This is a genomic window from Pseudobutyrivibrio xylanivorans (assembly GCF_008935055.1).
GTDB classification, from domain to species: domain Bacteria; phylum Bacillota; class Clostridia; order Lachnospirales; family Lachnospiraceae; genus Pseudobutyrivibrio; species Pseudobutyrivibrio xylanivorans_A.
Genome location: NZ_CP043028.1, coordinates 362,670 through 385,697, shown reverse-complemented (window position 1 = coordinate 385,697; position 23,028 = coordinate 362,670). Strand labels below are relative to the sequence as shown.

General features: G+C 43.7%; 23 protein-coding genes. 16 read left to right on the top strand and 7 right to left on the bottom strand.

Annotated elements, in window-relative coordinates; all coding sequences use genetic code 11:
- Positions 1-89: 89 nt before the first annotated feature.
- Genes FXF36_RS01790 through FXF36_RS01775 form a run of 4 tightly spaced genes read left to right on the top strand, consistent with a single transcriptional unit; the run spans position 90 to position 2,445 of the window.
- Positions 90-770 carry a hypothetical protein gene (locus FXF36_RS01790; RefSeq protein ID WP_151622182.1) on the top strand — a complete coding sequence of 227 codons (681 nt, stop codon included), beginning with the start codon at positions 90-92 and terminating at the stop codon, positions 768-770.
- Between the two features lie 12 nt (positions 771-782).
- On the top strand, positions 783-1,082 hold the full coding sequence (locus FXF36_RS01785; protein WP_151622181.1) for an STAS domain-containing protein: 300 nt from the start codon (positions 783-785) through the stop codon (positions 1,080-1,082).
- 29 nt (positions 1,083-1,111) lie between these two features.
- A complete protein-coding gene (locus FXF36_RS01780; protein ID WP_151622180.1) occupies positions 1,112-1,609 on the top strand; it encodes a hypothetical protein in 498 nt (165 codons plus the stop codon).
- 14 nt (positions 1,610-1,623) lie between these two features.
- Positions 1,624-2,445, top strand: a complete 822-nt coding sequence (locus tag FXF36_RS01775; RefSeq protein WP_151622179.1) for a response regulator — start codon at positions 1,624-1,626, stop codon at positions 2,443-2,445.
- Positions 2,446-2,618: 173 nt separating this feature from the next.
- On the opposite strand, the gene FXF36_RS01770 is transcribed toward FXF36_RS01775, so the two are convergent.
- Both FXF36_RS01770 and FXF36_RS16195 read right to left on the bottom strand, forming a co-directional pair.
- Positions 2,619-2,990, bottom strand: coding sequence for a desulfoferrodoxin family protein (locus FXF36_RS01770; protein WP_151622178.1), 372 nt, complete (start codon positions 2,988-2,990; stop codon positions 2,619-2,621).
- A 19-nt stretch (positions 2,991-3,009) separates the two neighbouring features.
- Complete coding sequence (locus FXF36_RS16195) at positions 3,010-3,153, bottom strand: hypothetical protein (RefSeq protein WP_167511252.1); 144 nt, start codon at positions 3,151-3,153, stop codon at positions 3,010-3,012.
- A 187-nt stretch (positions 3,154-3,340) separates the two neighbouring features.
- On the opposite strand from FXF36_RS16195, the gene aspS reads away from it, so the two are divergent.
- The 11 genes from aspS (at position 3,341) to FXF36_RS01715 (ending at position 15,409) form a co-directional block, all read left to right on the top strand.
- Positions 3,341-5,104: an aspartate--tRNA ligase gene (aspS, locus tag FXF36_RS01765; protein ID WP_151622177.1), complete on the top strand. Its 1,764-nt coding sequence runs from the start codon at positions 3,341-3,343 to the stop codon at positions 5,102-5,104.
- A gap of 55 nt (positions 5,105-5,159) precedes the next feature.
- Positions 5,160-6,515, top strand: coding sequence for a hypothetical protein (locus FXF36_RS01760; RefSeq protein ID WP_151622176.1), 1,356 nt, complete (start codon positions 5,160-5,162; stop codon positions 6,513-6,515).
- A gap of 163 nt (positions 6,516-6,678) precedes the next feature.
- On the top strand, positions 6,679-8,193 hold the full coding sequence (locus FXF36_RS01755) for a sodium/proline symporter (protein ID WP_151622175.1): 1,515 nt from the start codon (positions 6,679-6,681) through the stop codon (positions 8,191-8,193).
- Positions 8,194-8,343: 150 nt separating this feature from the next.
- Positions 8,344-9,126, top strand: a complete 783-nt coding sequence (locus FXF36_RS01750; protein ID WP_151622174.1) for a transporter substrate-binding domain-containing protein — start codon at positions 8,344-8,346, stop codon at positions 9,124-9,126.
- Between the two features lie 11 nt (positions 9,127-9,137).
- Positions 9,138-9,794, top strand: coding sequence for an amino acid ABC transporter permease (locus tag FXF36_RS01745; RefSeq protein ID WP_151622173.1), 657 nt, complete (start codon positions 9,138-9,140; stop codon positions 9,792-9,794).
- Positions 9,795-9,899: 105 nt separating this feature from the next.
- Entirely contained in the window at positions 9,900-10,649 is a 750-nt protein-coding gene (locus FXF36_RS01740; RefSeq protein WP_151622172.1) for an amino acid ABC transporter ATP-binding protein, read from the top strand.
- 74 nt (positions 10,650-10,723) lie between these two features.
- Positions 10,724-12,010, top strand: a complete 1,287-nt coding sequence (locus tag FXF36_RS01735; RefSeq protein WP_151622171.1) for a dihydroorotase — start codon at positions 10,724-10,726, stop codon at positions 12,008-12,010.
- Positions 11,991-12,911, top strand: coding sequence for an orotidine-5'-phosphate decarboxylase (gene pyrF, locus FXF36_RS01730; protein ID WP_151622170.1), 921 nt, complete (start codon positions 11,991-11,993; stop codon positions 12,909-12,911). The genes FXF36_RS01735 and pyrF overlap by 20 nt, the downstream gene beginning before the upstream one ends.
- Positions 12,911-13,675: a dihydroorotate dehydrogenase electron transfer subunit gene (locus FXF36_RS01725; RefSeq protein WP_330583205.1), complete on the top strand. Its 765-nt coding sequence runs from the start codon at positions 12,911-12,913 to the stop codon at positions 13,673-13,675. The genes pyrF and FXF36_RS01725 overlap by 1 nt, the downstream gene beginning before the upstream one ends.
- Complete coding sequence (locus FXF36_RS01720; protein ID WP_151622168.1) at positions 13,675-14,583, top strand: dihydroorotate dehydrogenase; 909 nt, start codon at positions 13,675-13,677, stop codon at positions 14,581-14,583. The genes FXF36_RS01725 and FXF36_RS01720 overlap by 1 nt, the downstream gene beginning before the upstream one ends.
- A 127-nt stretch (positions 14,584-14,710) precedes the next feature.
- Positions 14,711-15,409 (top strand): adaptor protein MecA, encoded by a 699-nt coding sequence (locus FXF36_RS01715; protein ID WP_151622167.1) that lies wholly within the window; start codon positions 14,711-14,713, stop codon positions 15,407-15,409.
- A gap of 61 nt (positions 15,410-15,470) precedes the next feature.
- Here the strand turns inward: FXF36_RS01715 and FXF36_RS01710 are convergent, their stop codons facing one another.
- From FXF36_RS01710 to pyrB, 5 genes are all read right to left on the bottom strand, one after another.
- Positions 15,471-15,704 carry a DUF6465 family protein gene (locus FXF36_RS01710; RefSeq protein WP_151622166.1) on the bottom strand — a complete coding sequence of 78 codons (234 nt, stop codon included), beginning with the start codon at positions 15,702-15,704 and terminating at the stop codon, positions 15,471-15,473.
- An 86-nt stretch (positions 15,705-15,790) separates the two neighbouring features.
- Complete coding sequence (pflA, locus tag FXF36_RS01705) at positions 15,791-16,525, bottom strand: pyruvate formate-lyase-activating protein (RefSeq protein ID WP_151622165.1); 735 nt, start codon at positions 16,523-16,525, stop codon at positions 15,791-15,793.
- Between the two features lie 367 nt (positions 16,526-16,892).
- A complete protein-coding gene (gene pflB / locus FXF36_RS01700) occupies positions 16,893-19,151 on the bottom strand; it encodes a formate C-acetyltransferase (protein ID WP_151622164.1) in 2,259 nt (752 codons plus the stop codon).
- 174 nt (positions 19,152-19,325) lie between these two features.
- Positions 19,326-19,763, bottom strand: a complete 438-nt coding sequence (locus FXF36_RS01695) for an aspartate carbamoyltransferase regulatory subunit (RefSeq protein WP_151622163.1) — start codon at positions 19,761-19,763, stop codon at positions 19,326-19,328.
- 11 nt (positions 19,764-19,774) lie between these two features.
- Entirely contained in the window at positions 19,775-20,689 is a 915-nt protein-coding gene (gene pyrB, locus FXF36_RS01690) for an aspartate carbamoyltransferase (protein WP_151622162.1), read from the bottom strand.
- A gap of 95 nt (positions 20,690-20,784) precedes the next feature.
- On the opposite strand from pyrB, the gene priA reads away from it, so the two are divergent.
- Positions 20,785-23,016, top strand: coding sequence for a replication restart helicase PriA (priA, locus tag FXF36_RS01685; RefSeq protein ID WP_151622161.1), 2,232 nt, complete (start codon positions 20,785-20,787; stop codon positions 23,014-23,016).
- Positions 23,017-23,028 lie beyond the last annotated feature (12 nt).

Genomic DNA, 23,028 nt, shown 5'->3' with positions numbered 1-23,028 from the left:
ACAATACTGTGATATTAGTGTGATATTCTCTATGTTAAATTACTATCAGAATTTGACATTAAAAATAATAGTGAAGGGGAGGTCAAAAAATGGACACAATAATCAAAAACAACAATCAGATAGCAGAATTGTCTACCGAGCAGATTTTCGTCAGCAACGATAAGGAGAGATTGGGTGAGGTTTATGCCTCGGTTGATAAAAGTATAGATGCGTTGTCATTGGATAAGAAGGATGCTTTGCATATGAAGCTTCTTTTTGAAGAGACAATCGGAATGGTTAAGGCAATCACCAGCAATTTTACAGCTATCGTATGGGCGGAGAAATACCAGGGAGAGTGTTGGCTCAGACTTGTTGGAAAGACTCAGATGGATATCGATAAGAAGACGGATTTAATGTCTGTGTCCACAACAGGTGAGAATGCATTAGCGGTAGGCTTTATGGGAAAGATTCGCGACTTCGTAGAGACTGGTCTTTTAAGCTATGATGGCGTAACAAAGCTTCAGCAGAAGTACAATGGCTATGGAATCAACATGGGATTTAACGGAAGCTATATAGACTCAGGCGTTGCTACAAATCCTCAGGCATTCTCAGGATTTATGTGGACCATGGATGATTATAAGGAGTCGCTGAAGAATGTAGAAGGCGAGCCAAATGCTACAGCCTGCTGGGATGAGCTTGAAAAATCGATTGTTGCCAGTTTAGCTAAAAATGTTATAGTGGGAATAGAGAAGAATCAAATAGAAATGGCAATTATAATGGATACGAAATAGGAGGGAACGGTTATGTTAAACATCGCTAAGACACAGAATGAAGGAGTTTTAACTTTTGATTTAGAGGGAAGACTTGATACAACAACTTCTCCACAGTTAGAGGAAGCAATCAATGGCTCTATCGCAGGTGTTAAGGAGCTTATTTTTGATTTGGAAAAGCTTGAGTATATTTCAAGTGCAGGTCTCAGAGTTCTCCTTGCAGCTCAGAAGACCATGAATAAGCAGGGCAATATGACTGTTTTACATGTATCTGAAGAGGTTATGGAGATTTTTGAGGTTACAGGTTTTTCTGACATCCTTACAATTCAGTAAATCAACTGGCACAAAGTGAGGATGAGAATATGGGGACAACTTCGGAAAAATTTAAGGAAAGACAATTTTTCGATGCGATAGTGAATTTCGACGAGGATGAGCAGGCCCAGGATTATTTCTATGAGGTAATGAATTCTGCTACAGGACGCAAGAATTTAAATGGCACAGATGAAACAGTTCGAGACAGAGTTCTGAAGGCCTATGCGGTTCTGTTTTGTGAGGAATTTGATCTTGAGCCAGGTGCACCAGCTGGTGTGGATGAGGTGGCAGAAACAGCAGACCGCCTTTACATCGGCAGCATGGGCTACGATCCTAATCACTGGTATCGAATGAAATATCATTTTCCAGTAATCGATTTTGATAATTATGATAGATTTGCTGCTCTTGTAATTGCGGACATGAATTCAGGCCCACTGCACGAGGCGGCAATCAATGATGGCGATACTCTTGTGGTGGGCGAGGCAGATCCTTTGCACATGACCGCTGAGCAGCGCAAGAACCAGAAGATTAAATCAGTAACAATATAATAGGGAGGGGCAGAATGACTATTTTAGCAGTTGATGATGACAGCGCTTCCCTAAAAACGGTTACAGGCCTTATCAAAAAGATAAAGCCTGATTCAGTGTGCTATTCTTTCGATAGCGCACTTTCTGCATTGGCGAAAGCCCGCGAAGAGGAAATCGACGTGGCTTTTTTGGATGTGAACATGCCGGAGCTTTCCGGAATTGATTTGGGGAAATATTTGGTGGAGCTGAATCCATTTATCAATATTATCTATCTGACGGAGCACAAGGAGTATGCTTTCGAGGCTATGCAGCTTCATGCCAGCGGATACATTTATAAGCCAGAGGCCAAGGACAGGGTGAAAAAGGAACTTGAATCCCTGAGATATCCTGAGATTCGCAAGAAGTACAAGAGGGTATTCGCTCAGACATTTGGAAATTTCGAATTGTTTGTGGATGGGGAACCAGTGATTTTCAAGTACAATCGCACAAAGGAAATTGTTGCTGTACTCATTAATAATAGAGGCGCCCAGACCTCAAACGGCGAGCTGATTGCATCCCTTTGGGAGGATGATGGCGACCCAGAGAAGAAGCTTTCTTATCTCTGCAATCTTCGACAGGATTTGCAAAATACCTTCAAGAAGCTGAAGCTGGATGGAATCATTATCAAGCAGCGAGGCAGCATGGCAATTGCCAAGGACAAAATCGAGTGCGATTTGTTTGACTGGCTGGAAAAGAAGAAGGAGTCCAAGTATCAGTATCTTGGCGACTACATGAATCAGTACAGTTGGCCGGAATTCTTCCACGCTGAGCTGGACGACATCAGCTACGCGTTGTACGAGGACGAAGATAATATGTAGAATAAAAAAGAACCCCTGGTAGGTATCAAGCATTAGATGAGGTGGTAGGCATCAAGCTCTGAGGTCTCTCAAGTGAGACATGTAGTCAAACTGAGAGACTCTCAGGCTTGAAGCCGTAACCACCGGACTATATTAGCTTGTAGCCGTGACCAGGGGTTTTGTATTGTTCTTATTTATTCTGACTTCCAAAGTCCATGTAAATTGCAATATGCATATACAGCAACTACTGAGTCATCCTCTGTGAGCATAAACTCTACAGAAGGCTTGTCACCAGGGTTAAGCACCTTTCTCTGTGCCCCCTTTGCAGTCTCAAGTGCAATCCACTCGATGTAGTGCTCTGGAGCCATTGGATGCTCAACAGAACCTACAGTAACTGTAACCTTGTTGCCGTCTACTGTGTAAACTGGTACATGCTTTTCAACAGCACCATCAGAAGTTCCAGGAACAAGCTCCTTCATCTTCTGGCCACAGCAGGTCATAGGAGCACCGGACTCCTTGATCATGCCAACAAAGTTGCCACACAACGTACATACATAAAATTTCATAGCTGTCCTCCTTTTATAGTTATTTTCTTACTGAAAAACGTAACTCACATTTATAGTTGCAGAAAAGTGGCACGAAGCCAAATTTGTATTTTTTCTCAAGCTCTGAAGTTGAAATTTCAAAAAATCTGCGACACATTGGGCAACGAAGTTTTACCATTTCCATAAGCGTACCTCTTAATAGTGCATGAAGAACCTTACAGGGTCATTCTAACAAAGAATTGTGAAAAGTTTATTACATTAGTTTGAACACATGGTATAGTTGAATTTATAGATATTCTGATGTATTATAAAAGGGCTGTTTAGCGTGAGCTGGGCAGCCCTTACGTTTTGATTAGAATAGGAGAAATATCATGACTCAGTCACGTACACACAACTGTAATGAGCTTCGCCTTTCAGATGCTGGCAAGCAGGTTACATTAGTTGGTTGGTTCGAAAACATTAGAAAGGTGTCAAAGAATCTCGGTTTCGTTATCCTTCGTGATTTCTATGGCACTACACAGATAGTTGTTGAGACAGAAGAGATGATGGCTGTTATCGATTCTGTTAATAAGGAATCTACAATCTCTGTTACTGGTGAGGTTCGCGAGCGTTCTTCAAAGAATCCAGAGCTTCCTACTGGTGAGATTGAGGTCGTTCCTACAAAGATTGAAATCCTTGGAAAGTGTACTCACAACGAGCTTCCATTCGAGATTAATCGTTCAAAGGAAGCAGATGAGAACACTCGTCTTAAATATCGTTATCTTGATCTTCGTAACCCAGAGGTTAAGAGCAAGATTATCCTTCGTAGCAAAATCGTAGCAGAGCTTCGTGCTTCTATGATCGCTCACGATTTCATGGAGATTACTACTCCAATCCTTACATGCTCATCACCTGAGGGAGCACGTGATTACCTTGTACCAGCTCGTAATCACCCAGGCAAGTTCTATGCACTTCCACAGGCGCCACAGCAGTTCAAGCAGATTCTCATGGCATCTGGTTTCGACAGATATTTCCAGATTGCTCCATGTTTCCGTGATGAGGATGCTCGTGCAGACCGTTCTCCAGGAGAGTTCTATCAGCTTGATATGGAGATGGCATTCGCATCTCAGGAAGATGTCTTCGCAGTTATCGAGGATGTACTTCCACCAATCTTTGCAAAGTATGGCGTTTACAATTCAGCTTCAACAGCTCCATTTGTACGCATTCCATATCTTGAGGCAATGGACAAGTACGGTTCAGACAAGCCAGATCTTCGTATCGACCTTGTTCTTCAGGACGCTACAGAAGTTATGGCTGATTGTGGATTCGGTCCATTCGAGGGCAATGTTGTAAAGGCTATTGTTGTTGATGGCCTCAATGCTACACGTAAGCAGATTGATGCTATGATCGCTGAGGTAGAGGTTGCTACAGCTCAGAAGACATATTGGTTCAAGCTTGATGAGAATGGCGAAATCGTTGGTGGTATTGCTAAGTTCCTTCAGGAGCGTAAGCAGGCAGTCATCGATGCACTTGGTCTTAAGCCAGGCGATTTCGTTGGTCTTGCTGCAGGTCCACTTCTTGTTGCTCAGAAGACAGCTGGTGTATTCCGTAAGCTTCTCGGTGCAGCAGCAGAGGGACACATGAAGAAGGACACATACGAGTTCTGCTGGATCGTTGATTTTCCAATGTACGAAATCGGCGAGGAGTCAGGCGAGCTTGAGTTCTGCCACAACCCATTCTCTATGCCACAGGGCGGTATGGATGCTCTTAAGAATCAGGAGCCGCTTGATATCCTTGCATACCAGTACGACTTAGTATGTAACGGTGTAGAGCTTTCATCTGGTGCTATCAGAAACCACGATCCTGAAATCATGATTGAGGCATTCAAGCTTGTTGGTCTTGGTGAGGATGATGTTAAGGCTAAGTTCCCAGCTATGTACAACGCATTTACTTATGGTGCACCACCACACGGCGGTATCGCCCCTGGTGTTGACCGTATGGTTATGCTTATCGCTGGCGAGGAAGCAATCCGTGAGGTTATTCCTTTCCCAATGAACAAGAACGCACAGGATATTATGATGGATGCTCCTGCAACAGTAGAGCAGAAGCAGCTTGACGATGTACACATCGCAATCGTAATGCCTAAGGAAGATTAATAATTTGACATTTATGGAAGGCTAGCGGTTTTGCTAGCCTTTTTTGAGTTAGAAAATGATGAAACTGAAAGAAATGAAATTCAAGGGTACTTTCAGAGACTATCAGCAAAATGTGATTGATAATGCGAAGGAGTATGATATGAGAAAAAGATTTTTGACAATGCTTTCACTTTTTATGGTTGGAGCATTGGTAGCCTGCGGCAGCAAAGATGAGGCAGCTGAAGAAATCAGTGGTGAAGCATTAACAGCCACCGTCGAGGAGTCAGAGGATGCAGCAGATTTGACACAGGAGGAACTGGACGCCTTCACTGAATTATTTGATACCTCAGAATACGATGGATTTCTGGTAAGGCCTTTTAATAGTGTGGATGAAATTGAGTGGGGGGAGGTGTTCTATAACGGAGCAGGCATAGAGGCGACAGACGTTACTGAGGAAGAAAGGGAAGCCTGCTACAAGGCGATGGGTATTGGAGACGGAGAGGAATTTGGAGACCTAGTTGTCCTTAGAGCAGCAGATGTAAAGAAATTTGTTGAGGAACATGCCGGAGCTGATTATGAGGATGTAAAGAATACAATTTATGCAGATTATCTTGAAGAGTACGATTCATTTTATTCTTTACACGGAGATACAAACTGGATGTCCTTTACCTGCAAGAGTGGCAAAAAGCTTGATGATACGTATGTACTTCAGCTTTCAAACGATTCCTATGTGGATGAGCCAAACAACTGGGAATACCCAGACATTGAAGTGACACTGATTAAAAATGGCGATGTATACAAAATGGTTTCAAATGTGTGGGCTTGGGAAGTGGGTAATGACCCTTCACAGACCTTTGATATCAATGTGCCAGGCCATGACACTCCAGGACGCTTAATCACATATCAGGGAACAGCTGGAGATGGAAACGGGGCACACATCATCATTACCGCAGATGGCAAGCGTGTGGACTGGCTTGGAACCTGGTACTGGGACAACGACAATATGGCTGGAGACTTTGTTACCATAGACGCCATTGGAATATTTGATTACACTGCAGACGGTGCAGGCGGCATTGGGGAATATGAGTATGCGCCACGCAAGAACTGTATAAGATACTATAATTCTGATTATGCTGGCTATGTTGGCAACCTGAACTTTTTGTCTATCCACGATGACAAAATCCAGATGGATTACTATTGCGCTACGGATAACTATGACGACCTGAATGGCAATGGTTATCCTGATGAGGACGAGACCACAGAGGAGGCACTTGCCAATGCTAAGGGCTCCGTTAGCTACTCAGCTGGTGATAAGTCCCTCAGCCAGTCTGAGATTGAAAAAAGGATTGATGAGCTACAGAAGAATGAATTTGAAAGCCTTGGCGGTAAATATGATTCTGTAGAGTTTTATAGTGTTATTGATAAATTTTAGAAGATAGATGGTAAGAGGAAACTGAATCAGTATTATCTATCTGAAAAACAATTTATGATGGTTAGCAAAATATTTACAAAAATGATTTAGTATGTTAAAGTGATAAAGAATTAAAGTAAAAGTAACGTCAATTAAACAATGTATAGAATTCAGGAGGGAGAACATGAACACTTTATGCATCGTAATTGCAATCCTGGTTTATCTTGCAGCGCTTCTGATAATGGGAGTGTCATTCGCAAAGGAAAACAACACCGTAGATGATTATTATCTGGGTGGACGAAAGCTGGGACCTTTTGTAACAGCCATGAGTGCTGAGGCATCCGATATGTCTTCATGGCTTTTGATGGGACTTCCAGGTGTGGCATATATGACTGGTATATGCGATGTATTTTGGACAGCACTTGGCCTTGGTATAGGAACCTATTTGAACTGGCTTTTGGTGGCAAAGAAGCTTAGAAAGTATTCTGAGCTGAACAAATCAGTTACGGTACCAGATTTCTTCGAGCATCGCTTCAGAGATAAGAGCCATGCGTTGATGTTGATTTCTTCTGTAATCATTGTAGTATTTTTCATTCCATATGTTGGCTCAGGATTTGCTGCCTGTGGAAAGCTCTTCTCATCACTGTTTGGCTTGGACTACACTATCGCAATGCTTGCATCCGCAGCAGTAATCGTCGGATACACAGCTACTGGTGGTTTCCTGGCTGCATCAACAACAGATTTCGTTCAGTCAATTATCATGACAATAGCTCTTGTTGCAGTTGTTGGCTTTGGTCTTCACACTGTAGGCGGAGTTGAAACAGTAAGCCTTTACAGCAATTCTTTGGATGGCTATATCAGTCTCCTTGGCATGCATGATTTTGAATCGGGAAGCTATGTTTCCTATGGTGGATTGATTACAATCGTTTCCACAATGGCATGGGGACTTGGATATTTTGGTATGCCTCACATTTTGCTTAGATTCATGGCAATCGAGGATCCAGAGAAGATTAAGCTTAGCCGTCGAATTTCAACAGTTTGGGTTTTCATAGCAATGGGTGTTGCAATCTTCATTGGTGTCATGACCCGCACAATGGTGCATGCAGGCGTAATCGGAGAGCTTGCAGATTCAGAGCGTGGAATCATTGCAATTGCTCAGAAGCTTTCTGAGACAGGTATACCTCAGGCACTTTTGGCTGGCGTAATTTTGGCAGGAATACTTGCCTGTACAATGTCAACCTGCGATTCACAGATGCTGGCTGCATCATCATCAGTTTCTGAAAATATCATTCATGAGACACTTGGAATTCAGCTTTCAGAGCACATGCAGATGGTACTTGCAAGAGTTGTCCTCATCGTAATTTCTGCAATCGGTATTGTTATTGCCCGTGACCCAAATAGCTCGGTATTCGGAATTGTTTCCTTTGCCTGGGCAGGCTTCGGAGCAGCATTTGGTCCAATCATGCTCCTTGCATTGTTCTGGAAGAGAGCCAATAAATATGGTGCAATCTGCGGCATGCTTGGCGGTGGAATAATGATTTTCATTTGGAAATTCCTGATTAAGCCAATGGGAGGAATTTTCGGAATTTACGAATTGCTTCCAGGATTTATTGTAGGTTTGGTACTCTGTATGGTTGTTAGTCTTTTGACTCCAGCTCCTGAAAAAGAGATTATTGAAGAATTTGAGTCAGTAAAATAAAGCGCGTATAAATGGACTTCCTTTAAAAGGGAAGTCCATATTTTTATCTAATAATTATATTTAGGTTTACAAAAATGATTTAGTGTGATAAAGTGATAAAGAAATAAAGCGTGATAACTATCAACAGGTTAACAAATAGGAGAGTATAGAATGAAGAAGAGAATTTTAGCGGGGCTTTTAGCAGTTGGAATGGCAATGTCGATGGTTGCCTGTGGTTCATCAAAGGAGAGCGATGTAGCCTATGTTCAGGAAAAGGGAAAGCTTATTGTTGGCATCACAGATTTCGCACCAATGGATTATAAAGACGACAATGGAGAGTGGATTGGCTTCGATGCCGATATGGCACGCAAGGTCGCTGAGTCTCTGAAAGTTGATGTGGAATTTGTAGAGATTGATTGGGACAATAAGATCCTTGAGCTCCAGAACAAATCAATCGATGTGGTTTGGAATGGAATGACTCTCACTCCTGAGGTTACAGGATCAATGGAGTGCACAAAGGCATATTGCAACAATGCTCAGGTGGTAGTTGTAAATGCTGATGTGGCTGACAAGTATAAGGATGTGGATTCACTTTCAGACCTTAGCTTTGCAGTAGAGTCTGGCTCAGCTGGAGAAGCAGCTGCAGAGGAAAATAATCTCACCTATACAGCCGTTAAGTCACAGTCAGATGCGGTCATGGAGGTTGCCGCTGGTACATCGGATGCCTGCATCATCGACCTTCTCATGGCAGGTGCAATGATTGGCGAGGGAACAAGCTATCCAAATCTTGCACACACAGTTGAGCTCACCACTGAGGAGTACGGAATCGGCTGCCGCAAGAACTCAGATTTAGCTAACTATATAAATGAGCAGCTCAAGGCTTTGTATGACAATGGCACAATGACAGAAATCGCTACACAGTACGGTGTACAGGATGCTGTAGTAGCACAGTAGGATGGTAGAAAATGTTTTCAACAGTTACGATTTCACTATTTGAGGGTTTCTTAGGAACCCTCAAATTGTTTTCTTTAACATTACTTTTTTCATTGCCACTAGGCTTGGTAATCAGCTTTGGTTCAATGAACAAAAACATAATAGTTCGAGGCCCAATCCGTTTCATCATTTGGATTGTACGTGGAACACCACTGATGCTCCAGCTTCTTATTATTTTTTATGGCCCTGGAATTTTCTTTGGGGTAAATGTGTGGGGCTCAGGAGACACAGGGCGATTTACAGCGGCGCTGGTTGCCTTTGTGATTAATTATGCCTGCTATTTTAGCGAGATTTTCAGAGGTGGCATTCAGTCCATTCCAAAGGGACAGTATGAGGCAGCAGCTGTCCTTGGCCTAACCAAGACCCAGACCTTTTTCAAGATAGTGCTGCTTCAGGTAGTGAAGAGAATTGTCCCACCAATTTCAAACGAGGTAATCACACTTGTAAAGGATACTTCCCTTGCCAGAGTTATCGCCTTCTACGAAATCATCTGGGAGGGCGAGCGCTTCATCAAGAGTGCAGGTATTATTTGGCCACTGTTCTATACAGGTGCTTACTATCTGATTTTCAGTGGACTATTAACATTGCTCTTCGGATACATAGAGAAGAAATTAGATTATTTTAAGTGATGAGTGAGCATGTAGCTGACAAGCTCTAGGTGTTGCTGTAAGGAACATTTTAAAGTGACTGAAAGCGATACCTAGACTTGTGAACGTAACATGCGGAGGTATTCAATGTCAATTCTAGAAGTAAACAACATAAAAAAGAAATTTGATAATACAGAAATCTTAAAGGATATCAGCTTCTCTATGGAGAAGGGCCAAACCATTTCTATTATAGGAAGCTCTGGCTCAGGCAAGACAACACTACTCCGTTGTCTTAACTTCCTTGAGACCCCTGACGAGGGTACCATTTCAGTAAATGGAAATCTGCTTTTTGATGCAACAGCAGGAGCATATAAGGAGGATGAAATCAGAGAGAAGCGCCTTCATTTTGGAATGGTTTTCCAGCAGTTCAATCTTTTCCCTCAGTACACAGCTCTTGAAAATGTTATCCTTGCACCGAAGCTTGAGAGCAAGGGAAAGAATGTGGATGAGATTATAGAAAATGGAAAGCTTCTGTTGAAAAAGATGGGATTGTCGGACAGAATGAACAACTATCCTCATCAGCTTTCTGGTGGACAGCAGCAGAGAGTTGCCATAGCAAGGGCGCTGGCTCTTCACCCAGATATCCTTTGCTTTGATGAGCCAACCTCGGCACTTGATCCAGAGCTTACTGGAGAAGTTCTAAAGGTAATCAAGGAGCTTGCAAGTCAGCATACCACAATGATTATTGTTACCCATGAAATAGGTTTTGCTCATGATGTCAGCGACGAAATTATTTTCATGGACGACGGCGTTATCGCTGAACAGGGGGCACCATCACAGGTGATTGATAACCCAACAAATGAGAGAACAAAACAGTTCTTAGCAAACTATAAATAGCTTGTAATAAACCTCTTGTTAGCGTAGGGGGAGTTTGCTATACTATTGACAGTTTAAGTCAAGAGAGGTATAGCATGAGCCTAATTATTAAAAATGGTAGGGTGCTCAACCCACCTACAAACACAAACGAAATATTGGATATAAAAATAGACGGGAACATTATCTCAGCTGTCCAGGCTGGTATTGTTCCCGTTTTTTCTGATGAAGTTATCGATGCAGAGGGGTGCTACGTGATGCCTGGTCTGATTGATATGCATGTGCATTTTAGGGACCCGGGTCAAACCGAAAAGGAAGACATCGAGACTGGTTCCAAGGCTGCAGCAAGAGGTGGATTTACCACGGTGCTTACCATGCCAAACACAAAGCCGGTGGTTGATAATCCGGAGCTTGTGAAGTATGTCAGTGACAAGAGCCAGCAGGTTGGACTGACCCGTGTGCTTCAGGTTGGCTCAGTTACAAAGGGGATGGAAGGCAAAGAGCTTTCTGATTTGAAGGGAATGATTGATGCAGGCATCCCTGCCATTTCGGAGGATGGAAAATCTGTCATGGATTCAGGTTTGTATCGTGAGGCGATGAAGATTGCAGCAGCTAATGACATTCCTGTGCTTGCTCACTGTGAGGACATCAACCTTGTACAGGGCGGTGTCATGAACATGGGAGCAAAGTCCGAGAGCATTGGTGAGAAGGGCATCAGTAATGCGGTTGAAAACATAATCGAGGCTCGTGACATAATGCTTGCTGAGGAAACAGGGGCTACCCTTCATCTGTGCCATTGCTCCACAAAGGAAAGCTATCAGATATTGAAGGAGGCAAAGGAGGCCGGCATCAATGTTTCCGGCGAGGTTTGCCCACATCATTTCACTCTAACTGAGGATGATATTGTTGCAGGTGATGGCAATTATAAGATGAATCCTCCTATCAGAACAAAAGAGGATAGGGATAAGCTGAGACAAGGCCTTGCAGAGGGAGTGTTCGAGGTTATTTCCACAGATCATGCACCTCATACTGCTGAGGAAAAGGCTAAGGGATTCGCATCACCATTTGGAATTGTAGGACTTGAGACCTCAGCGTCACTTGCTTACAGCGAGCTTGTTCTTACAGGGCTCATCACGCCTCTTACAATGGCTGCTTATATGAGTAGCAACCCAGCGCGCATTTTAGGACGCGAAGAGCTTGGAGATATCTCAGAGGGTAAGGTGGCAGACATCACCATCTTCGACCCAAGCATAGAATACGAAATTCACGCCGCCGACTTCGCAGGCAAATCACGAAACATGCCTTACGAAGGAAGGAAAGTGACTGGTAAAGTAATAAAGACTATATATGGAGGAAGAGTAGTTTATGATTCAGAGATTAATTAATGAGATTCAGGCAAAGAATGCACCTATAGTTATAGGATTGGACCCAACCCTAAAATTAATGCCAAAGAGCTTAGTTGATAAGTATATCAATGAGTACGGCCAGACCCTTGAGGCGGTGGGAGAGGCCATGTTTGACTACAACCGCCAGATTATGGATGCTTGCGCAGACCTGATTCCAGCTGTAAAGCCACAGATTGCCATGTACGAAAGCTTTGGCATTCCTGGAATGATTGCCTACAAGAAGACAGTTGATTATGCCAAGGAGCTTGGTCTTATTGTTATCGCAGATATAAAGCGTGGTGACATTGGTTCAACCTCAACAGCTTATGCTCTTGGTCATTTGGGAAGCGTTCAGGTTGGCGACTACAAGTATCAGGGCTTCGATGCAGATATGGCTACTGTTAATCCTTATCTTGGTTCAGACGGCGTGAAGCCTTTCGTAGATGTGTGCAATGAAGAGGATAAGGGAATCTTCGTCCTCTGCAAGACTTCAAATCCATCCTCTGGCGAGTTCCAAGATAGACTTATCGATGGTAGGCCACTATATGAGCACATGGCAGAAAAGATTGAAGAGTGGGGCGCTGAGTCCATGGAGGGCGCATACTCAAATGTTGGTGCTGTAGTTGGTGCTACATATCCAGAGATGGGCGCAAAGCTTCGTAAGCTTATGCCACACACATATATCCTTGTGCCGGGGTACGGTGCACAGGGCGGCAAGGGCGCTGATCTTGTTCATTTCTTCAATGAGGATGGCCTTGGCGCAATCGTAAATTCAAGCCGTGGCATCATTGCAGCTTATCAGCAGGAGAAGTACGCAAAGTATGGCGAGGAAAACTTTGCAGGTGCCAGCCGCGCAGCAGTAGAGGATATGCTTGAGGATATTAGAGGAGCTCTTAAATAATGAAAATAAAAGAAACAGCAACAGTATTTGGACAATCTGAACTTGCCCCTGGCATTTTCAGTCTTCTATTAGATACAAAGATAGTAGAGCAGGCCATCCCTGGTCAGTTCATCAGCATTTTTTCAAATGATGGCAGCAAGCTTCTGCCACGTCCAATCAGCATCTGCGAAATCAATAGAGAATACGGTATACTGCGAGTAGTCTACCGTGTGGTAGGTGCAGGCACAGAGGAATTTTCAAAGCTAAAGATGGGCGACAAGGTGGAGGTTATGGGACCGCTTGGAAATGGTTTCCCTCTTGAGGGTGAGAGAGCCATTGTTGTAGGTGGCGGAATCGGTGTGCCTCCTATGCTTGAGCTTGCAAAGCAGCTTAATGGAAGTGTCACAGCAGTAATGGGCTATCGCAACGATGACTTGTTCCTGACTGAGGAATTCACTGATATGGCAGCGGAGCTTATCATTGCAACAGATGATGGTTCAGTAGGAACCCATGGTACAGTTGTTGATGCCATGAAGGAAAATGATTTGGAGGCGGATGTTATCTACGCTTGCGGTCCAAAGCCTATGCTTCGTGCGGTGGCAGAGTATGCAGCAGAGCATGATATCAAATGCTATGTTTCCATGGAAGAAAGAATGGCTTGTGGCGTGGGCGCTTGTCTTGGCTGCGTTTGCCAGTCAACTGAAAAGGACGACCATAGCCATGTGAATAATAAGAGGGTTTGCAAGGACGGCCCAGTATTTTTATCTACGGAGGTGGTACTATAATGAATACAAAGGTTACCATTGCAGGAGTAGAATTTCAGAATCCGGTCATGGAGGCATCAGGCACCTTCGGTTCAGGAATGGAGTACTCGGAGTTCGTTGATTTAAACAAGCTTGGAGCTGTTGTTACAAAGGGTGTTGCCAATGTACCTTGGCCTGGAAATCCAACTCCTAGAATTGCCGAGGTTCATTCTGGAATGCTTAATGCCATCGGCTTGCAGAATCCTGGAGTAGAAGTGTTCTGTGAGAGAGATTTAAAGTTCCTAGAACAATATAAAAACACAAAAGTTCTGGTTAATGTTTGTGGTCATTCAGCCGAAGAATATATTGAAGTGGTTGAGAGATTGGCAAACGAGACAAGAGTTGATATGCTAGAGATAAATATATCTTGTCCTAACGTAAAAGAGGGCGGTATAGCCTTCGGTCAGGATTCAAAAGCTGTCGAGGAAATTACTCGTCTTGTTAAATCTCACGCCAAGCAGCCTATTGTAATGAAACTTTCACCTAACGTCACGGATATTAAGGTTATGGCGAAGGCGGCAGAGGCTGGGGGCGCAGATGCAATTTCACTTATCAATACTCTCACAGGAATGAAAATCGATGTAGAGCGTCAGAAATTTGTTCTAGCAAACAAGACCGGTGGTATGTCAGGTCCAGCAGTTCATCCAATAGCTGTCAGAATGGTTTATGAATGTGCAAATGCAGTTAACATTCCAATCATTGGAATGGGCGGTATTTCAACTTGGGAAGATGCAATCGAAATGATGCTTGCAGGCGCAACTGCAGTATCAGTGGGCACTGCCAACTTCTACAACCCTACGGCAACAATGGATATTCTTGCAGGAATTGAGGATTATATGCAAAGAAAGAGCATTGAGGATATTAATTCCATAGTGGGCATTATTCACTAAATGTTCAGTAAAAATACTCAAAATTATCCGTGACACATCGAAATCTATTTGCTACACTTTATGTACGTCGACAGAAAATTTCGTTCTTTATAACGATTATGTCAAAGATTTCGAAAGGAGGGAACTGATGAAGTTCAAGAAGATAGGTGAGGACAAGATTCGTTGCGTCATCACCAAAGAAGAAATGGAACAGAACGGCATGGAGCTTGGAGATTTCGTCAGTGACCAGGAAAAAACCCAAAGCTTTATCAGGGATATTTTGGCTGAGGCATGTGAGACCCTCGGCATCGAGACTCACGCCAAGGCGTATAGTGTACAGATGACTGTTATGCCACAGGGTGATGTAGCTTTACTTATATCTCCAGATTCAAGTTCAGGTCTGGCTACAGCAATTGAGGAATTAAAGAAGCATCTTACAGGATTGCAGGAGACATTGTCTACCACCAAGAAGGAGACAATTGTTTCTGGCAGCACCGCAGATGTTCCGGTACAGCCAGCAGAGGCTCTTACGGACGAGCGTGATGAGGTTACGAGTCAGTACCTCGACACCCCATTATGGGCAATTCTCCCAGATTTGGATTCGTCTATCGAGCTTTGCAAGCACATTCCAAAGTATGAAGGAATTCAGAGTGTTCTCTATCGATATGGAGATGACTATTACGTAAAGCTCAACTTCGAGCTTACACGTCGTCAGATATCAGCAGTGATTCTTGTTATTGCAGAATTTGCAACACAGATGTTTACAGAGAGCTTTGATGGAGCATTCTTACTTGAGCATGGTGATGTGATTTGCGAGGACTGCGTGAATGTCCTTTCTCAGATTTAACTTAATAGGATAATAAAATGGCTGCCTGTTTAACAGGCAGCCATTATTTTTGCAACAAATTTTAAAGTTCAACAGAACCAACTCTGTCATTATTAGCTACATAGTAAATCATTCTTTCCTCAGGCTTGATGTAAATCTTGAGGTCCTCAAGCTCAACATCCTTGTACTGCTTCTTGAAACTATCCTTTGCCTTCTTTAAGCAAGTATCCTGGTCGAATTCAATACCCTGGAACTGAATAACTGATGAAGTAATAACAGGTTTCTTTGTTGTAGTAGTAGATTTTGTTCTTGCCATTTCAATAACCCTCCCACATGATGTATAAGACAAAACAACAATTAACTATGCTTTATTATAGTGTAGTGTTAAAGAAAAATCTACTATTATTTTACTCCGAGGATTTGCTTGGCATTTTCTATACGTTCAGCTGATGGAGATTCAACATCCTCAAGTCGATAAGGTATTCCCATTTCCTTGTATTTGGCTACGCCAAGTGTGTGATAAGGAAGTACCTCGACCCTCTCAACCGATGGGAGAGTATCAATGAATTCTCTGGTGCGTTTCAGATAATCATCGTTGTCGCTTCCACCGGGAACCAACACGTGTCTTATCCAGATCTTCACACCCATATCAGACATTTCTTTCGCCATTTGAAGAATATTTTCGTTGCCTACTCCTGTCAGCTCCTTATGAGCATCTGGGTCGATATTCTTTATATCCAAAAGAACTGTGTCTGTGAGACTCATCAGCTCCTTCCACTTGCTATAGAAGGGCTCCTCATGGGTGAATGGCTGACCGGCTGTGTCAATACAGGTATTAATTCCTTTAGCCTTTGCTTTGCGGAACAGCTCCAAAACAAAGTCAATCTGAAGAAGTGGCTCGCCACCACTCACTGTAATACCGCCGCCATTCTTCCAGTAAGGCTTGAACCTCAGCGCCTTTGCAAGCAGCTCATCCGCTGTATACTCCTGACCCTGACCTTCCGCCCAAGTCTCCGGATTATGACAAAAGGCGCATCTCATCCTGCAACCATTCAAAAAAATCAAATATCGCACTCCAGGTCCATCCACAGCCCCGAAGCTCTCCAACTTATTAACGTATCCAATTACATCACTCATACCACTACCTCGTTTCAGATCCACGCCTCATCGTGACATAATATATAAGCACTAACGACACGCTTGCGCTCTTATTCGCACGTTGCGTTACATAAGGAGCTGCTGACGCACCTCCTAAGTAACGACGGCTCATCAAGGTCGTTTAGTCGCTTATATATCTTGTCACTTGAGGCTTAGAAAAAATAAGGCCTAAGTATATAAGTGGGTACATTAAGCTGACCTTAAAGCGCCATCCCTACTTAGAGGGTATCGAAGATAGCCTCTTATGTAGGGCAATGAGCGCGACAAGAGCGAAAGCGTGTCAGCGAATGTACTCCTTATATACGATAGGCCGTAGTTTTGCCAATACGTAACGACTTTATAACGACTAGAGAGCCTCGTGGCAAGTACGTGAGATTACGTCGAGCTGCTGCTCCTTTGTCAAGTCGATGAATTTTACGGCGTAGCCAGATACGCGGATTGTAAAGTTAGCGTATTCAGGCTTCTCTGGATGTTCCATAGCATCGATGAGCTTCTCCTTGCCAAATACGTTGACGTTGAGGTGGTGTGCACCCTGATCGAAGTAACCGTCAAGTACGTTAACAAGGTTTGCAGTGCGCTCCTCATCTGTATGTCCAAGAGCACCTGGGTTGATTGTCTGTGTATTAGAGATTCCATCAAGTGCCTCTTCGTATGGAAGCTTGGCAACAGAGTTGAGGGAAGCGATAAGTCCGTTTACTTCTGCGCCGTAAGCTGGGTTAGCACCTGGTGAAAGTGGCTCGCCAGCTGGACGTCCATCTGGAAGAGCTCCTGTAGCCTTACCATAAACTACGTTTGAAGTGATAGTAAGGATTGATGTTGTAGGCTCTGAATCACGGTATGTATGGATGTGACGAAGCTTGCCCATAAATGTGCGAAGAAGCCAGATTGCGATTTCGTCAGCTCTGTCATCATCGTTACCGTAACGTGGGAAGTCTCCCTCGATTTCAAAGTCCTTTGTAATTCCGTTTTCGTTGCGGATAGCCTTAACCTTTGCATACTTGATAGCTGAAAGTGAGTCTACGCAGTGCGAGAAACCAGCAATACCAGTAGCAAATGAACGACGTACGTGTGTATCGATGAGGGCCATCTGGCAAGCCTCATAGTTGTACTTGTCGTGCATGTAGTGAATCATGTTGAGTGTACCTACATAAAGGTGTGCAAGCCAATCCATCATCTGGTCGAACTTCTGCATAACCTCATCATAGTCAAGGTACTCTGAAGTGATAGCCTTGTACTCTGGGCCAACCTGATCGCCAGACTTCTCATCAACACCACCGTTGATAGCGTAAAGAAGACACTTAGCAAGGTTTGCACGAGCACCGAAGAACTGAAGCTCCTTACCTGTCTCTGTAGCTGATACACAGCAGCAGATTGAGTAGTCATCGCCCCAAGTTACACGCATTACATCATCATTCTCGTACTGGATAGAAGATGTAGTTACAGAAATCTTAGAAGCGTACTTCTTGAAGTTTTCTGGAAGACGGCTTGAGTACATAACTGTAAGGTTTGGCTCTGGTGAAGGTCCCATGTTCTCAAGTGTGTGAAGGAATCTGTAGCAAGTCTTTGTAACCTGATGACGTCCATCAAGACCGATACCACCAACCTCAAGAGTAGCCCAAACTGGATCACCAGAGAAGAGCTGGTTGTAAGACTCGATACGAGCGAACTTAACCATACGGCACTTCATTGTGAAGTGGTCGATGATTTCCTGAGCCTCAGACTCTGTGATAACACCGTTTGCAAGGTCACGTGTGAAGTAGATATCAAGGAATGTAGAAACACGACCTACAGACATTGCAGCACCGTTCTGAGTCTTGATAGCTGCAAGGTATCCGAAGTATAACCACTGAGCAGCTTCCTTAGCTGTACCAGCTGGCTTTGAAATGTCGATGCCGTAGATAGCAGCCATTTCCTTCATGCCCTTAAGAGCATTGATCTGATCTGCGATTTCCTCACGAAGCTGGAAATCGTAGCGGCGCATACCCTGACGGTTTGTAGCAGCGAAATCAGCCTGCTTCTTCTCGATAAGGTAATCGATACCGTAAAGAGCAACACGTCTGTAATCGCCTACGATACGACCACGGCCGTATGTATCAGGAAGTCCTGTAAGAATTTTATTGTGACGGGCCTTCTTCATCTCTGGTGTGTAGATGTCGAATACACCCTGATTGTGTGTCTTGTGATATTTAGTAAAAATCTCGTGAAGCTTCTCGCTTGGCTCATAGCCATACATCTTGCAAGACTGCTCAGCCATAGTGATACCACCGTATGGCATGAAAGCTCTCTTAAGAGGCTTGTCTGTCTGAAGACCAACAATCTGCTCAAGATCCTTTGTCTCTTCTGAGATGTAACCAGCGCCGTGAGAAGTAAGTGAAGATACGATGTCTGTATCCATATCAAGAACGCCGCCCTTTGCGCGCTCCTGTGCCTGAAGCTCCTGAAGCTTGCCCCAAAGAGTGTTTGTAGCCTCTGTAGCATCAGCTAAGAATGATTCATCTCCATCATAAGGAGTGTAGTTTTTCTGGATGAAGTCGCGAACGTCAATATTATCCCTCCATACGCGTCCTTCAAAACCCTTCCATTGTTCAAAATCGTGATTTGCCATTATTCTTTCCTTTCTATAACAAAGAAACAACTAATAACTACCGACTAGTGGGGTAATGCTAAACACAACATATAGACAGTTAGCAATGTCTAACATACTAGTCGCTGTATACTATACCATATAGCTGTCAAAAAAATAACAATGTACCTCAATTAGTACATTGCTATTTGTATTTTATTTAGTCCCTGTATATTTTTCCTCGCAATACTTGCAACGATATACCTCATTCTCTGGATCGGTGAGGATAAAGATTTGGTCTAATTCCTGCTCCACGGTGCTTATGCATCGAGGATTCTTGCAGCTGATAACATTCTTGATTTCCTTTGGGAGAGTAAGCTTGCGCTTCTCAACAATGGCATCATCTTTAATGATATTGCAGGTGATATTGTGGTCGATGAAACCAAGGATGTCGAGATCAACTCGCTCCACAGGACATTCGATTTTAATGATGTCCTTGCGGCCCATCTTCTTTGACTTGGCATTCATAATCATGGCCACTGTACAGTCGCATCCAAGATTGCCAAGCTGAAGGTCGTTGTATATTGTCATGGACTCGCCAGCCTTGATATGATCAAGCACGAAGCCCTGATGAATTCCACTTATATTTAACATACGATTTCCTCCTAAACTAACTCGAGTAATGTAAGAATGAGGGCCATTCTGATAAATACACCATACTTGGCCTGGGTGAAGTACATTGCTCTTGGATCGTCATCTACGTCCACGGATATTTCGTTAACTCGTGGAAGAGGGTGAAGAACCATCATATCCTTCTTCGCAAGGTGCATTTTCTCTGGTGTCAAAATGAAGAAGTCTTTCAAACGGATGTAATCCTCTTCGTTGAAGAAACGTTCCTTCTGAACTCTTGTCATGTAAAGGATGTCCAGCTCGCCCATAACATCGTCAAGGCTGTCCACCTCTTTGTATTCGTAGCCATTTCTCTCTAATACATCCTCGCGGATATACTCTGGAACTCTAAGCTCCTCTGGTGAAATAAGTACAAACTTGATTCCCGGATATCTTACCAATGCATTAATTAATGAATGCACTGTTCGACCAAACTTCAAATCGCCGCAAAGACCGATAGTAAGATCCTTGATTTCACCACGCAAAGAGCGAATGGTAAACAAATCGGTGAGGGTTTGAGTTGGATGCTGATGACCGCCGTCGCCGGCATTAATAACGGGAATAAGTGATCGCTGAGAAGCGACAAGTGGAGCGCCTTCTTTAGGATGACGCATAGCGCAGATGTCTGCGTAAGAAGAAATAACACGAATAGTATCGGAAACACTTTCACCTTTGGCTGCTGAAGAAGAGTCAGCTGAAGAAAAACCAAGGACTGAACCGCCAAGATTAAGCATGGCAGCTTCGAAAGATAATCGGGTACGAGTACTAGGCTCGTAAAAACATGTAGCAAGCTTTTTGCCGTGGCACTTTTCTGAATAAACATCAGGATGAAGCTTAATATCATCCGCCAGGTCCATAAGCTGCTCTAGTTCCTCTCTGGTAAAGTCCAGAGGGCTCATTAGATGACGCATAGGATTCTCCCTTCGTGGCTATGTATTATCATAATTCAATTCATTATATCTAGTTTGATTTCAAAATAAAAGGGTTTTATGATAAAATATTTTTCATGAAATACGCAGATATTATTATTGATATTTCTCATGAGAGATTAGACAAGACATTTGAATATATTGTGCCAGATGAGTTGGAAGAGCAGGTGACTGAGGGAGTGCAGGTGGTTATTCCCTTCGGTCAGGGAAATCGTGCTATCACAGGATATGTGGTAGGGCTCCATGACAAGCCTGAGTTTGATGTTACAAAGCTGAAGCCTATTGCAAGAATCATGAAGGATAGCATTGCCATAGAGTCTCAGCTTATTTCTTTGGCTGCGTTTCTAAAGAGAAACTACGGCTCCACCATGAATCAGGCGCTGAAGACCGTTATTCCTATTAAGCGCAAGGAAAATGAGAAGCTGAAAAAGGAAATCAGCTTGAACATTCCTGTGGCGCAGGCCAGAGTGGAATTGACGGAAATGATGGCAAAGCCCCGTCATGCAGTTGGCAAGGAGCGTTTGCTTCGTGAACTTCTTCAGGTTGACGTTTTAGACTGGGAGCTTGCTACGAAAAAGCTTCAGGTATCCTCAACACATATTCGTGATTTGGAAAAGAAAGGGATTTTAAAGGTCGAATCAGTACGTACTTTTAGAAATCCTCACATTAATAAGGATGCTGCCAGAAAGCATATTGTCTTAAATGATGAGCAGGAGGCAGCGGCAGAAAGCATCAAGGCGGATATCGATATGGGTCGCCGCAAGACCTATCTTATTCATGGTGTCACAGGCTCTGGTAAGACTGAGGTATACATGGATGTGATGGAGCATGTAATCGAAATGGGGCAGCAGGTGATTGTTCTCATCCCAGAGATTGCCCTGACCTATCAGACGGTTATGCGATTCTACACCCGTTTCGGTGATAAGGTTAGTATTTTGAATAGCCGTATGTCACCGGGAGAGCGTTTTGATCAGTTTGAACGTGCTAAGTCTGGGGAAATCAGTATCATGGTTGGCCCACGCTCAGCATTGTTTACACCTTTTCAGAAACTGGGACTGATTATCATTGATGAGGAGCATGAACCAAGCTATAAGTCCGAGGTTATCCCTAGATATCATGCCAGAGAGACGGCAGTTTACCGTGCATCATTAGCCGGGGCTACAGTAATCCTTGGCTCAGCTACTCCCAGCCTTGAGGCATACAGCAGAGCAAAATCTGGTGAGTACAGCCTAATCACATTGAGTGGACGTGCCCAGGGACAGGATATGGCAGCTGTTGAGGTGGTGGATTTACGCGAGGAGCTTAGAAGCGGAAACCGTTCAATGCTTAGCCGCAGACTCCTAGAGCTGATGGCAGACAGGCTTAATAAAAAGCAGCAAATCATGCTGTTTTTGAATAGAAGAGGGCTCATGGGCTTCGTTTCTTGTAGGGCATGTGGTCATGTGTTAAAATGTCCTCATTGCGATGTGGCCTTGCACCTTCACAAGGATGGCACTATGAAATGTCATTACTGCGGATACACTACGCGGGCAGCCAAGATTTGTCCAAGCTGCGGTAGCAAATATATAGGAAGCTTCAAGGCAGGTACACAGCGTCTTGAAGAGATGGTGAAGCAGGCATTCCCACAGGCACGAGTTCTTCGAATGGATGCGGACACCACCAAAGGCAAGGATGGCCATGAGGAAATATTATCGGCATTTGCAGCTCACGAAGCGGATGTGCTGATTGGTACCCAGATGATTGTCAAAGGACACGATTTTGCTGGGGTTACCCTGGTTGGAATTGTTGCTGCTGATATCAGCTTGAATGAATCTGATTATCACAGTGGTGAGAGAACCTTTCAGCTTCTTACCCAGGCCGTTGGCCGTGCTGGTCGAGGCAGTGAGCCTGGTATCGCAATTATTCAGACCTATCAGCCTGACAACTATGCAGTTGTCACTTCGGCAGCTCAGGATTACTTGAGCTTTTATGACCAGGAGATTGCCTTCAGACGATTGCTTTCATACCCACCATGCTCACACATTCTTGGAATCCAGGTGAGTTCGGAAAATCAGCGGGATGCAATTGGCCAGGCAGATGCGATTGCAGCATTAATTAGGCAGACCGACGATAAAATTGTTATAATGGGACCGGAGGATGCCTATATTGGCAAGCTGAAGGATGTCTACCGTCGTGTTATTTATCTTCGTGATGATGATTATGACAGGCTGGTTCGCATCAAAGACGCAATTGATAAATTTTTGCTTGAGCAAAAACAATATAGAAACACCAATACATGGTTTGATTTTGACCCAATAAACACATTATAGAGAGGAATTAAT